Annotated in this window: 12 protein-coding genes; 10 read left to right on the top strand and 2 right to left on the bottom strand. The window is 40.7% G+C overall.

Annotated features, from left to right (window positions below; genetic code table 11):
- The first annotated feature begins 48 nt into the window (after positions 1-48).
- From EGC82_RS05905 to rpiA, 3 genes are all read left to right on the top strand, one after another.
- Positions 49-1,452, top strand: coding sequence for a hypothetical protein (locus EGC82_RS05905; protein WP_124729940.1), 1,404 nt, complete (start codon positions 49-51; stop codon positions 1,450-1,452).
- Positions 1,453-1,463: 11 nt separating this feature from the next.
- Positions 1,464-2,276: a mechanosensitive ion channel family protein gene (locus tag EGC82_RS05900; RefSeq protein ID WP_124729939.1), complete on the top strand. Its 813-nt coding sequence runs from the start codon at positions 1,464-1,466 to the stop codon at positions 2,274-2,276.
- A 64-nt stretch (positions 2,277-2,340) separates the two neighbouring features.
- Positions 2,341-3,000, top strand: a complete 660-nt coding sequence (gene rpiA, locus EGC82_RS05895; protein ID WP_124729938.1) for a ribose-5-phosphate isomerase RpiA — start codon at positions 2,341-2,343, stop codon at positions 2,998-3,000.
- 206 nt (positions 3,001-3,206) lie between these two features.
- On the opposite strand, the gene EGC82_RS05890 is transcribed toward rpiA, so the two are convergent.
- Positions 3,207-5,069 carry a methyl-accepting chemotaxis protein gene (locus tag EGC82_RS05890; protein WP_124729937.1) on the bottom strand — a complete coding sequence of 621 codons (1,863 nt, stop codon included), beginning with the start codon at positions 5,067-5,069 and terminating at the stop codon, positions 3,207-3,209.
- A gap of 276 nt (positions 5,070-5,345) precedes the next feature.
- Here EGC82_RS05890 and EGC82_RS05885 point away from each other — a divergent pair, with 276 nt between their 5' ends.
- From EGC82_RS05885 to EGC82_RS05875, 3 genes are read left to right on the top strand one after another with little or no spacing between them, the layout of a single operon-like run.
- Positions 5,346-5,909: an RNA polymerase sigma factor gene (locus EGC82_RS05885; RefSeq protein ID WP_244212544.1), complete on the top strand. Its 564-nt coding sequence runs from the start codon at positions 5,346-5,348 to the stop codon at positions 5,907-5,909.
- Positions 5,906-6,547, top strand: coding sequence for a hypothetical protein (locus tag EGC82_RS05880; RefSeq protein WP_124729936.1), 642 nt, complete (start codon positions 5,906-5,908; stop codon positions 6,545-6,547). Before EGC82_RS05885 ends, EGC82_RS05880 begins: the two co-directional genes overlap by 4 nt.
- Positions 6,544-7,482, top strand: coding sequence for a DUF4097 family beta strand repeat-containing protein (locus EGC82_RS05875; RefSeq protein WP_124729935.1), 939 nt, complete (start codon positions 6,544-6,546; stop codon positions 7,480-7,482). The genes EGC82_RS05880 and EGC82_RS05875 overlap by 4 nt, the downstream gene beginning before the upstream one ends.
- 214 nt (positions 7,483-7,696) lie before the next feature.
- On the opposite strand, the gene rsuA is transcribed toward EGC82_RS05875, so the two are convergent.
- Positions 7,697-8,386: a 16S rRNA pseudouridine(516) synthase RsuA gene (gene rsuA, locus EGC82_RS05870; RefSeq protein ID WP_124729934.1), complete on the bottom strand. Its 690-nt coding sequence runs from the start codon at positions 8,384-8,386 to the stop codon at positions 7,697-7,699.
- Between the two features lie 293 nt (positions 8,387-8,679).
- Here rsuA and EGC82_RS05865 point away from each other — a divergent pair, with 293 nt between their 5' ends.
- The 4 genes from EGC82_RS05865 to EGC82_RS05850 all read left to right on the top strand — a co-directional run bounded on the left by EGC82_RS05865 (position 8,680) and on the right by EGC82_RS05850 (position 12,841).
- Positions 8,680-10,767, top strand: a complete 2,088-nt coding sequence (locus tag EGC82_RS05865; RefSeq protein ID WP_124729933.1) for a M13 family metallopeptidase — start codon at positions 8,680-8,682, stop codon at positions 10,765-10,767.
- 150 nt (positions 10,768-10,917) lie between these two features.
- Positions 10,918-11,697, top strand: coding sequence for a nucleotidyltransferase family protein (locus EGC82_RS05860; protein WP_124729932.1), 780 nt, complete (start codon positions 10,918-10,920; stop codon positions 11,695-11,697).
- Positions 11,698-11,812: 115 nt separating this feature from the next.
- Positions 11,813-12,214, top strand: coding sequence for an SMI1/KNR4 family protein (locus EGC82_RS05855; RefSeq protein WP_124729931.1), 402 nt, complete (start codon positions 11,813-11,815; stop codon positions 12,212-12,214).
- A 126-nt stretch (positions 12,215-12,340) separates the two neighbouring features.
- On the top strand, positions 12,341-12,841 hold the full coding sequence (locus tag EGC82_RS05850; RefSeq protein ID WP_124729930.1) for a DUF4447 family protein: 501 nt from the start codon (positions 12,341-12,343) through the stop codon (positions 12,839-12,841).
- Positions 12,842-12,909: the final 68 nt, after the last annotated feature.

Raw genomic sequence — 12,909 nt, 5'->3', positions numbered from 1 at the left:
GTTTACTTCATGTTAAGATTAAATAATGCGTTAAAAAAGAGAGTGTAAATGGATATTAACTTGCGTTTATTTAGTCGATTGAGTCAATGGGTTAATACCTTTTTCGCACCTAAGGCGACCCTTAAAACTGAGTCTGATGACGCACAGAAAGGGCTTATCTCACTCAAAACCATCGCAAACCAATATCAACCGCGAACAGGCGAAGAACCCGTTAATGAAACCATGTCATCGCAGTTCATCTACACTGCAGAAGATTTTATTGCTCGCCAATCACAAATAAAACAAATCACCGACGTGATTAATTTATGGCGTAACCATCATGGTGAAATAAGCGCTATTGTGGCACCCGCTGGCGCAGGGCTGTCAGCCTTTTTAGGCCAAATTCCCTCGTTATTAGCAAACATCAACACACAACAGCAAGACGCCTCAACATCTAAAGTCAAGCCGTTACCCGAAAAAGGGCTAATAATGAGCTTTTACAATGCCCCGCTTAGTGCTAGTGATGCGATAGCAAATGTGTGCTACTGCTTTGACATGCAACCACCAGCGACAATGACCGATACAACGATTACGGACATCATCATTGCGATAAACAAACTGCCAGCACAATTAATTGTTATCGATGATTTGCACAAATTGATGTTAAGAATGATGGGAAATGCGCAAGCGTTAGTGACCTTTGCCACCATTGTGATGGAAACCCGTAAGCACCACTGCTGGATTCTGGGCTGTGAAAAGTTCGCTTGGCAACGATTAAGCACGCAATATCAAATTACCCACTTTATTAAGCACATTATTACATTCGACTATTTCAATGCAAAAGAACTTGCCAGCATACAAACCAAACAGTTGGTCGATTTAGGCTTAATAAGTGATGATTATTTAATCTTGAAAACGGACGAAGCTGAACGTAATCGAACGCAAAATTTATCTGAGGCAACGCACACTGAAAGTGAAAAAGATGATGATGTGAACCCATACGATGACCAATTAAAGCAGCTGCATATGATTAGCCAAGGTCATCCTAAACTCGCTATATTATTATTACAGTATTCGTTAACACATCAAACGGATATTGCTCAAAGCAGCTCGAATAACAAATCTGACAATAGCTCTAAGAATAATTCAAGTAAAGACATTGGTGACAACTCAAAACAATGTACTGATATTTGTAAAGTTAACGCATCCGTTTTGCCATTGTGTCAAGACAACGACTTGTTTTCATTAGCTGAAATTTATATTCATGGTGGATTACGCATAGCACAACATGCACACATTTTTGCTCAAACAATTGAGCAAAGCAGCTTACAACTGGCTTATTTAGCACGCCAAGGGTTGATCATTGCACAATATTCGCAGCGAGATTTTGCACAACACTTTTATTTTATTACTCCTGCATTATCCAAAATTATCGCCAGTCACTTGGTCAATAACAATAAGCTGTTTAATTAAACGAGGCCAACATGGACGATTCACGTAAAGCATTACAAGCATTTTTAGACATCATCTCGTTTGATCGCATCGTCAGTATTTTACTATTGTGTTTAATTGCGTGGCTATTGCTAATCTCTATCGAGTTTTTATTAAAGCAGTTAAATAAAGCACTGCCTAAATTCCGCTTGATCTGGAATCGGTCATACCCTTTTGTCCGCTTATTCGTGTGGCTGTCTGTCATTATTTACTCGATTGTTGGCATTATCGACCCGCACGAAAATCTCATTCTAGCCGTGGTCGGGTCTATCAGTATTGTGGTGGGTTTAGCGACACAAGAACCGGCTAAGAATATGATTGCAGGGTTTATTATTATGATTAACCCGCCATATCGCGTAGGCGACATGGTCACATTGTCTGGCCATTATGGTGAAGTCATTAAGCTGGAATGGAGCGTTACCTGGTTGCGCACTTTTGATGACAATACCGTGATGGTACCTAATGCTGAGGCGTTAAAAACGGCAATATCCAATGCAAATAGCGGCGCTTTAGATGAAATGGTAGTGGTAAAGTTTACGTTGCCTATGCATGTCGACCACAAAAAAGCCATAGCCCTTGCTCGCGAAGCCACACAGTGCTCACCTTATACTTTTTTAAATAAACCCATTATTGTCAATTTAGGTAACGAATATGACTTAGGTGAGTTTTTACAAACCATTACCGTTAAGGCCTACGTAATGGATGTACGTCTAGAGAAAAAGTTCATGAGCGATATTAATATCAGAGTATTGAGTGCGTTTAAAAATGCACGTTTTTATGATGGACAGCAAACGCCGACACACTAATTTGCGCTATAATCGCGCCAATTAGAGTAGAAATAACAGATTTTTTAGCATTGGGAATACTATTATGACACAAGATGAAATGAAAAAAGCAGCAGGTTGGGCAGCACTGCAGTATGTCAAAAAAGATACTATCGTCGGCGTGGGCACAGGCTCTACCGTTAATCACTTTATTGATGCACTTGCCACCATGAAAGATGATATTGAAGGTGCGGTATCAAGCTCAGAAGCATCAACTAAAAAACTCATTGAACTTGGCATTGAAGTATTTGATTTAAACAGTGTTGATTTGATAGATGTGTATGTTGATGGTGCGGATGAGATTAACGATCGCATGGACATGATTAAAGGCGGCGGAGCTGCATTAACTCGCGAAAAAATTGTCGCGGCGGTCGCTAAACGGTTTATTTGTATTGTAGATAATACCAAACAAGTGCCAATTTTAGGTGAGTTTCCATTGCCTGTTGAAGTGATCCCGATGGCACGATCTTATGTGGCACGTGAGTTGGTAAAATTAGGTGGCGATCCGGTTTACCGTCAAGGTGTAGTAACTGACAACGGCAACGTAATTTTAGATGTCTACAATATGAAAATTCTAGACCCTAAAGTGATGGAAACTAAAATCAACGCCATTGTCGGTGTCGTTACCAATGGTTTATTTGCTAACCGCGGCGCCGATGTCCTACTCGTAGGCACCCCTGATGGCGTTAACACCATTACACTATAATGAGCTAAACCACGGACTTGGTTTAACTCATTAGACTGAATAAAGCGTATAGCCGACATGTATAACGACGCATCGTTACTATTGATAGCAAATATTTACCGCTAAATGCATGCAGCTAAATACGTACCGCCAAAAATGGCCTTGCAGTTAATGCTAGGCCATTTTATTATCTTTTTATTATCTTTTTATTACTGCATGAACAGAATTTACACGCTAAATTGGCTCACTGCTTCATTTAGTGCTTTGGCGCGTACTCTTACGTCTTCTGATGCAGCAGCATTCTTTTCTGCAGCATGTGAAGACTCATCGGCAATATCGCGGATCACTACCACATTTTTATTTACTTCTGCAGCAACCATACTTTGCTCTTCAATCGCTGCAGCAATTTGAGTACTCATGTCCATAATATTAGTTACATCGCTGGTAATTTGACGTAACACCTCGCCAGCAATTGATGCTTGTTCAACACTTTCGCGTCCTTGTTGCTGGCTTTCTTGCATGAGGTCCACGATAGAGCGAGTACGCATTTGTAAAGTCGATATAATACTCGTGATCTCTTGAGTTGATTTTTGCGTCCGTACAGCAAGCGAGCGTACTTCGTCAGCAACCACAGCAAAACCACGACCTTGCTCTCCCGCCCTAGCCGCTTCAATTGCCGCGTTTAACGCCAATAAATTAGTTTGATCAGCAATGCCACGGATAACATCAAGCACACTGCCAATGGTGACACTGTCTCGCTCTAATTCAGCCACTACCGTTGCAGAAGCCGTTAACTGTGTTGCCAGTAGAGTAATTTTTTCAATGGTTTGCTCTACACCTTGCTGCCCAGATTGAGCATTATCGTGGGTTTGACTGGCTTTGCTGGCAGCTAACTCAGTATTTTTAGCAATTTCGTCAATGGTTGCTCCCATTTCGGTCACTGCTGTAGCCACCATGTCAGTTTCATTTAATTGCCGTAATACCCCTTCTGAAGCCGAAACAGCATTGCGAGACAGTTCATGGCAAGACTCATTCATGGCTGTTACAGATTCATTAACTTGCTGAATTAACTCTTGGAATGTCATCAACATTCTATTGAAGTGATGGGCAATAAGCGATAGTTCATCGTTACCCGACTCATCACAACGCATCGATAAATCTTTGCTGACCTCAATCGATGAGATTACAGAAGTAATATTCCTAACTGGATTGATGATACTTCGAATAATCAATAACGTTGAAATACATAACGCTGCAGCGATAAGCAAGAAAATACTTAGACCAACAATAAATGCTTGACTTTTACCACTGGCAATTTCGGCTAACGTTTGATCACGAAGTACCACGGTATCATTATCTGTTTGATGGATTTTATCTCGTAGTTCAGCCATTTTACCGTCTTGCTCAGACAACCCAAACAACACTTCTTTGTCGACCAAATTGTTAAAATTAATCTGATAATCTTTGATGTCTGCAGTCAATTGCTCTTTATGAGTGAAACTTAAATTAGACTGTTGAACTTGAGTTAAAAAGCGGACAACTCCGTCATCAAAAGCTTGTACATACTTAATATCCCGACGAAGCATAAAGTCTTTTTCACTGCGACGTAGTTGTAACATACCCACCAGCAAAGCATCCTCCGAGCTGTTACTCAGTAAGGTTTCGACTTTTTTAACCGCCGAACGCAAGTCGCCATATAAACCGGAATCGTGGCTTAAACCTATTTCCACTTTTAGCGCAATAACTTCATTGAAAATCGTTTTATAATCGTTGAGATTGTTTTTAAAATGATCTAAAGCATCAACATTCATATCCTGATGCTCAAGGGCGACACGTACTTCAGCCATAAAGACCAAAATATCATTCATACTGCGTGTAAACTTGTCGATGTAGACGGTGTCTGATCGATGGAGAAAATCCTTTTCTTCAGTACGTAATTCCAGCACTTTTTTTTCAATTTCAACAATGCTATTTGATGCGGTAGATAATTCCGACAACACTGATTCGGAATAATTTTGTAACCCAAACATCGCAAGTACTGACAAAACGGAAACAATAGAACTTAAAATCAGTTTTGAACGAATAAGCATATTTTTTACCACCTAGGAGTAAGATTAGAATCTTGTCGTTATTATTATGTTGTACTGCCTTTATCATTATCGTTGTAACTGACATGGTTAATTATCAATACCGATCAATTTAACACTTATGCAACAAATGTATTCTATTTAACTATCGGCCCACATAAAAAAAACTAGACCATAAAGTGAGTAACGCTTATTTATTTCCCCCCGATATAAACCTTTTAACGACTTGTATCTGTCAAATAACTACACAATTATAATGGACATATTGCGACATTAAGGATGCATGTTATCAATCAGCTAATTTCAAAGCCCTTGAGCCACTTAGAAGCACTTGATGACAATCAATTGGCCGCCATCGCAGCTTCAGGTTGTAAGCAAGCATTCGAACAACTGTATCTGCGACACCATCAACGTGTTTATGCCATCTGTTTTCGACTCAGCGGCCAAACAAGCTTAGCAGATGATATGACCCAAATTTGTTTTATCCGCTTATGGCATAAATTGGATCAATTTAGAGGCGACAGCCAATTCACCACTTGGCTACATCGCTTATGCGTTCGCCAAGCGATTAACGAGCTAAAGGTACAGCAATCGTGGTGGCGACGCTTTATACCGACAGAGCAACTTGAGCCGCTGGACATACCTACAGTTGCCTTTGATGAGTATCACCAATTGGATAAATGTATTGCCAAGTTACCTCAACGAACTCGTATCGTATTTGTACTGTGTGCGATTGAAGGTTATCAACATAAAGAAATTTCCGCCCTACTCAACATTGCCGAAGGCACCAGTAAAGCGCAGTACCATAATGCTAAACAATTCTTACAGGAGATGCTTGCATGAACCCGTCACCGCAAGACCTCGATAGTCTAATCAAGTCATTGCCGCTAGAAATGCAACCGACAACTGATTTGTGGCCAGAGATTACAGCTCAGTTGTCGCCTCAATCTCAGCAAAAAACACATCTAACTCGACCTTGGCTTATTGCCGCTAGCGTTGCGGTTTTGTCTTTACTAGCGATGCTGCTTTGGCAACGCCCTGATGGTAATTCGTTACAGCCGCAAACAGCCGCAATATCGGTAACTGCACCAGTGTCCACATTAAATACGGTAGTAAGCCTAACAACATCGTCCCCCCAAACAGAGGCAACTCAAACGGAGTCAACATTAGCCGAATTAGTCGATCAAATCGCGTTGACTCATCAGACCCAACTGGATGTGTTTAATCAAAACCAATACATCGTGAGTTGGCAATTATCATCAACTGATGCTCCACAACAGATACAGAGTGATATTAGCCAAGCATTAGCAGCGTTGGATATCGCCTCAAAACAAGTACAAGCGGCATTAAAACAACAACCGACTAATCAACAAATGTGGCAATTATGGCGCTGGATCATGCAACGTCAAATAACCCTATTACAGCAAGGCCAAAAGCTACCATTTACGTCTAAACGGACATCACAAGGAAATACAATATGAGCATTCTTAAATACGTGTTAATCGTGCCGTTAATCGGTATCAGTTTTATCTCAATGGGCAAAGAAGCCGTTGACCAGCAATTGAGTGTTTCTGATAACCCTTCGGTAAGTATGAAAATACAACGCGGTAATGTTGAGCTAGTCAGTTGGGATAAAAATAGCATTCAAATTAAAGGTGAACTTGATGACTTAAGCCAAGGCTTAATATTTGAAGTTAAAGGCAATAGCGTTATTGTAGAAGATAAATTACCCCGCAGTTATCAGGGCAGTAATAAACAAGGATCACAACTAACCATTTACCTTCCTAAGCAACTTGATTTAGATGCTGAGGGAGTATCAGCAAATTATCAATTATCACAGCTAAATGGTCAAATATCGTTAGCGTTGGTCAGTGGTAAGATTAACGCCAAACAACTCGGCGGTAACACTAAGCTGACTACCGTATCAGGTAATATAAATACTACCGAGTTAGCGGGAAAAATTAATCTCGAAACGGTATCGGGCGATATCACTGACAGCAATAGCCAAGGTGAAGCTGAGCTGCGCTTAGTGAGTGGCGAACTGAAAAGTCAAAGTGCCTTTACACAATTGTCTGTCGACCAAGTGTCTGGTGACATAAACGCAACGGTTAACCACATAACCGAGCTAAATGTGGTGACGATTAGTGGCGATGCACAATTTAACTTAGGGGCAGACTTACACAAAGCCCGGCTGGAAACGATTAGTGGCGATATGACACTGACGTTTACCAGTATGCCTAACATCAGTTTTATGATTGATGGCGGCCCTGGTGGAAAAATTGACAATCAATTAACCGATGATAAACCGCTAAAACAAAAGTACTCACCAGCCAAAACGTTGCAGTTCAAAACTCAAGCTGGCGCAGGTCAAGTCAATATTAATACCATTAGCGGTAAAATCAACCTGACTAAGTAGCCTCTACTCGGAATAATAAACAGTTAATAAACCGCTCTTTGTTGCATTAACGATATTGAGTTAATTGTATTAGTTGACAATATTTAGCTAAAAAAATACCCACTGGTGATGATAAATTATCACCAGTGGGCGTTGTTGATATCGGCAAGCAAATATCAATAAGGTAATACTCTAAAACCAACAGACTCAAACTCAAATATTGAGATAAATACCACTACACTGACTTGATTTCAGCATCGGTTAAATAACGCCATTCACCTGCTGCCACGTCCGCATTTAATTCTATGCCACCGACGGCTTCACGATGTAAATTAACGACATGATTACCGACTGCAGCAAACATGCGCTTAACCTGATGATACTTACCTTCACTAATCGTCAATCGCACATGCGTTGAGTCTATAATATCCAGCAAAGCTGGCTTGGTCAGGCCATCTTCATTGCGCAGCTCAACACCATCGGCAAATACCTTGATTAAACTATCATCAATAGGTTCGGCCAATTCTACCCAATAACGTTTGCCACAATCTTTCTTCGGCGAGGTAATTTTATGCGACCACTGACCATCACTGGTAATTAACACTAGCCCTGTGGTGTCGACATCTAATCGGCCTGCTATGTGCAAGGTGTCCATTTTTTCAATATCAAGTAAACTCAATACTGATGGATATTCTTCATCAATGGTTGAGCAAATAGTGTTTATCGGTTTGTTTAACATGATGTAACGCTCGCCAATCACGCTAATTAAGGTACCGTCTAAATGCACCACCATTTGTGGTAATACTTTAAAGCCGGAGTTTTTTACCACTACACCATCACAGGTAACATCGCCACGATGCAGGGCTCTCTTGGCCAATGACCGAGTTAATTCGGTACTTTCACAGATAAATTTGTCTAAACGCACAATACTTACTCAATCAAAAAATATTGGCGCTATTATGCTGCTTACTCACTTAAATAGAAATCAATCGCCGATTTTTTTCACCACTACGGTAATTTTTGGTTACACATAGTCACAAAAAACCCTGTAAAAATGCGCCTATACGGCTTGTTTTATAGACGGATAAGGCTTTAACATACAATTCACAATAAAAGTAATAGCTTTTCCCTTTGGATAAAGGGGTTATTGCTGGATTAAGCGACACTGCTCGCAATGCCCCATATGAAGGGCTCTATAAATAAAGCAAAGGAAACAACATGAGAAAACTGGTTATTGGCGGTCTATGCGCCTCGTTAATTACAGGCTTAAGTGCTTGTAGTGATGACAAAGCTGTCGTTGCACCTGCTGCAGACGTTGCTAAAACAGCGACAGCCACTGCGGTAGCACAAGCCCTGACTTCAGGCATCAACTTTGACAACATCGACAAGTCTGTTCGCCCTCAAGACGATTTCTACATGTATGTTAACGGCGCATGGATGAACAAAGCTGAAATCCCTGGCGACCGTACTAGCATTGGTGCTTTTTACGACTTACGTGAAAACGCTCGTGATGACGTTAAAGTCATTATCGAAGATTTAAGCGCTACGCCTAACTTAGCCGATGGCACAGACGAACAAAAAGTAGCTGATTTATATCGCTCATTCATGGACGTAGAAACCTTAAATAAAATAGGTATTGCGCCAATTCAAGCTGACTTAGATAACATTGCTGCCTTAAAAGATAAAAAAGAGCTAACTGCATTTTTTGGTACAAGCCAAGTCAATGGTGGCGGAACGCCTTTAGCGTTCTATGTTGAAATCGATGCAAAAGACTCAAGCCGTTATGCCACTCATATTTGGCAATATGGTTTAAGCCTGCCTGAAAAAGATTACTATTTTAATCAAGAAGAACGCTTCGTCAGTATCCGTAAAGCCTTTGTTGAACATATTGAAAAAATGTACAACCTTGCAGGCTTACCTAATGCAAAAGCTAATGCTGAAGCCATTTTAGCGCTTGAAACTCAAATTGCAGCAAAGCATTGGGACGTGGTTGAAACCCGCGACAGCACTAAAACCTATAACCTATACCAAGTTGAGAATTTGCCAGAGTTGGCATCAGAGATTAACTGGGATGGTTATTTAGCGGCAGTAGGCGGCGATAAGCAAACTGATATCATTATCAACCAACCAAGCTATATCCAAGGCTTAAACGAGGTGCTTAAAAATAACGACCTTGCGACTTGGAAAAACTACTTAACGTGGATGAGCCTAACTCACAATGCTAGTAACTTGTCTGAAGCATTAGACAATGAAAACTTTGCCTTTTTCTCTAAAACCTTAAATGGCCAAGAAGAACAAGAACCGCGTTGGAAACGTGGTGTGAGTACAGTGAGCGACACATTAGGTGAAGTGGTAGGTAAAGTATACGTTAAACGTCATTTTGCTCCAGAAGCGAAAACTCGTATGGAACAACTGGTTGAAAACCTACGTGGAGCCTATGGTTCAAGCATTGAGTCATTAGATTGGATGAGTGCTGACACTAAAGTGGCGGCTAAAGACAAACTGGCTAAGTTTAATCCTAAAATTGGTTATCCAAATAAGTGGGATGATTACACTAAACTAAGCATTAAAGCCGATGATTTGGTGGGCAACGCCAAACGTGCTGCTATTTTTGAGCATAACAAAAGTCTTGCTAAGCTAGGTCAACCGATTGATAAAGACGAATGGCACATGACGCCACAAACCGTCAATGCTTACTACAACCCAACCATGAATGAAATCGTGTTCCCTGCAGCGATTTTACAACCACCATTCTTCAACTTAGAAGCTGATGATGCGGTTAACTATGGCGGTATTGGTGCGGTTATTGGCCACGAAATGGGCCATGGCTTTGATGACCAAGGTGCAAAGTTTGACGGTGAAGGTAACATGCGTGACTGGTGGACCGAAGCTGACTTAAAAGCGTTTGAATCTAAAGGTAATGCATTAATCACTCAGTATAATGGTTATCAAGTATTTGACGATCTAAACGTCAACGGTAGTCTGACATTAGGTGAGAACATTGGTGATTTATCAGGTGTTACTATCGCCTATAAAGCTTACAAAATGTCACTTGATGGTAAAGAAGCACCGGTTATTGATGGTTTAACTGGCGATCAACGTTTCTTCATGGGCTTCACTCAAATTTGGCGTGTGAAGATGAAAGAAGAATCAATGCGTAACCGTGTTGCTACTGATCCGCATTCACCTGGTCACTTCCGTGCCCTTGGCGCGTTGTCTAATATGCCTGAGTTCTACTCAACATATGGCGTAAAGCAAGGCGACAAGATGTATATTGAACCAGCGAGTCGCGTAAAGATTTGGTAATAATACTCATAGTCAAATACTGACTATGATCACAATTATCCCTAAAAGGGCATCATTCGATGCCCTTTTTTATTAAACCTTGTTCATTCAGCCCCTATTCAGCCAAAAAGCGGTACATTGGATTAACAGACATTACGCTGGAGCTATTCAATGAATAAGTTGTTTCGTACCTTCTTTATATTCTTAATTTTACTGTCTACCCGTGGTGCTATTGCCCAGCCTAACGAGCTTAAATACACCAAGCTAGCTCAGCCATCTGACTTCAGCCAAAAATCATCTAATGATATTGAGCAGCTAATGGCACTTTATGATCACAACACCGACTTGGTGACACAAGATAGTGATAACTTGCATGCTCTGATGTCACGGGCACCGGCGGCGCAGCAAGAACTGATTGACCTACTCCACTTCATTGACCAATCAAGTAATACCAAAACCATTCTTCCTGCTACCAAAAGTTATCAGCGTGCGGCTCAAAAAGTACAAACTAAATTTAATGGCGATGCCAGCCAACTAACCGATATAGCACGGGCAAGTGTGGTGGCCTATGACGTAAAAAGCTTGCTATCAAGTTACCAACAGTTGAGCCAATACACCGAAATTGTGCAATTGAAAAATCGTTTTGCTCATCCTAAAGTGTCAGGTTACCGTGATTTGAATGTATTAGTGAAATTACCCGTAAGCCAAATGGTGGTTGAAGTACAATTTCATTTAAATGATATTGCCGACATTAAAAGTGGCCCTGAACATCATGTTTATGAGCAAATCCAACAGATTGAATCTAAGGCTAAAGCCACATCTAGACGCTTAAATGACATAGAACAAGCCACTATAGCTACACTGCGTCAAAACTCTCACAAGCAGTATCACAAAGCGTGGTTAAGCTACAAACGTCAAAGTTTATACAGTTCACAACGCCAAGTTGCATAGTATCCACACCACCCTTTAGCGCTCATATGAGCGCTTTTTTTTTGCCAAACAAGATCCGCAACAAGCACATCTGCTATACTCGCGCCCATTACGAAACGATCTGCTGGACACTGCGATGAATGACATTATTGAACAACTACAAGAATTAAGCGAAACCGTACCGGTGCCGTTAGAATTGCCAACATTTGAGCAACTTGTAGAAGTTGAAGAACAAATCTTAATTGGTTTACCCAACGATTTAAAAGAATTCTTACTCTATGGCAGTGATGTTATTTATGGCACGATTGAACCCGTTACCGCAGCCGATCCATCTTCACACACCTATCTACCTGAAGTAGCCTGTTATGCCTGGTCTATTGGGCTACCTCGTGAACAAATTGCTATTTGCCAAATAGGCGATAGCTTTTATTGTATCGATGAAGAAGGCCAAGTGTTGTTTTGGAAAAAAGGCCGCTTTAGTGACAAGGTTTGGGAATCATTTTGGCATTGGGCCGAAGATGTGTGGCTGAATCGATAAACTGATTGATTAAGCGTATCAGTTAACCCCATTGGTTAAGCTAGATCATCGCTGTGCTATGGAAAAATGACAACTGCGTTATGCCTAGCTATCACACACACATTAATACTTAAGATGAGAATAACCATGTCGAAAAATACCGGTTTAAATGCCATTGAAGTCCAATGTTTACGCCACTCTTTTGGCCTAACAACAGAGCAAGTTGCTAGTATCACTAACGCCAGTAATGAAGATGTAATGTCATGGGAATCTGGCGAAAAAGAAGCGCCTATTGCGGCACAAAAAAAGCTCCTAGAAATCGATGATATTATCGAAATGCAGGTACTTAACACCTCTGATGGTATTGAAGCGCTATTTAAAAAAGAGCCTAAGCGCCGTTTAGCGTTTGTGGTGTACCCAACTCAAGCTTTATATACCCAATACAATCCAGAGTTTTTAAGCTCTTTACCATTAACAGAATTGTACAATACCGCGGCATGGCGAATTAAAAAAGAATGTAAGTTGGTATTGGAAGTAGATGTTAGCTTAGTGGCATTAGATGCCGAAGCTTATAAAGCTTACCGTGCAGATAACGGCATGAGTGAAAGTCGTGAAAGTCGCGCTAAATGGGCTGCAACCCAACTGTAAAGACCTTAACACTAACCGATAACTTAATACTTAATACTTAATACTTAATACTTAATACTTAATACTTA

The sequence above is a fragment of the Shewanella livingstonensis genome, from assembly GCF_003855395.1.
GTDB lineage: Bacteria > Pseudomonadota > Gammaproteobacteria > Enterobacterales > Shewanellaceae > Shewanella > Shewanella livingstonensis.
Note: the sequence above shows the minus strand (reverse complement) of the source record. Positions and strands in the feature narration are given on the sequence as shown.

Bases quoted from the DNA above. Each gene is read 5' to 3' on its own strand.
- EGC82_RS05905 (WP_124729940.1), top strand. From the start codon at position 49: ATGGATATTAACTTGCGTTTATTTAGTCGATTGAGTCAATGGGTTAAT.
- EGC82_RS05900 (WP_124729939.1), top strand. From the start codon at position 1,464: ATGGACGATTCACGTAAAGCATTACAAGCATTTTTAGACATCATCTCG.
- rpiA (WP_124729938.1), top strand. From the start codon at position 2,341: ATGACACAAGATGAAATGAAAAAAGCAGCAGGTTGGGCAGCACTGCAG.
- EGC82_RS05890 (WP_124729937.1), bottom strand. From the start codon at position 5,069: ATGCTTATTCGTTCAAAACTGATTTTAAGTTCTATTGTTTCCGTTTTG.
- EGC82_RS05885 (WP_244212544.1), top strand. From the start codon at position 5,346: ATGCATGTTATCAATCAGCTAATTTCAAAGCCCTTGAGCCACTTAGAA.
- EGC82_RS05880 (WP_124729936.1), top strand. From the start codon at position 5,906: ATGAACCCGTCACCGCAAGACCTCGATAGTCTAATCAAGTCATTGCCG.
- EGC82_RS05875 (WP_124729935.1), top strand. From the start codon at position 6,544: ATGAGCATTCTTAAATACGTGTTAATCGTGCCGTTAATCGGTATCAGT.
- EGC82_RS05865 (WP_124729933.1), top strand. From the start codon at position 8,680: ATGAGAAAACTGGTTATTGGCGGTCTATGCGCCTCGTTAATTACAGGC.
- EGC82_RS05860 (WP_124729932.1), top strand. From the start codon at position 10,918: ATGAATAAGTTGTTTCGTACCTTCTTTATATTCTTAATTTTACTGTCT.
- EGC82_RS05855 (WP_124729931.1), top strand. From the start codon at position 11,813: ATGAATGACATTATTGAACAACTACAAGAATTAAGCGAAACCGTACCG.
- EGC82_RS05850 (WP_124729930.1), top strand. From the start codon at position 12,341: ATGTCGAAAAATACCGGTTTAAATGCCATTGAAGTCCAATGTTTACGC.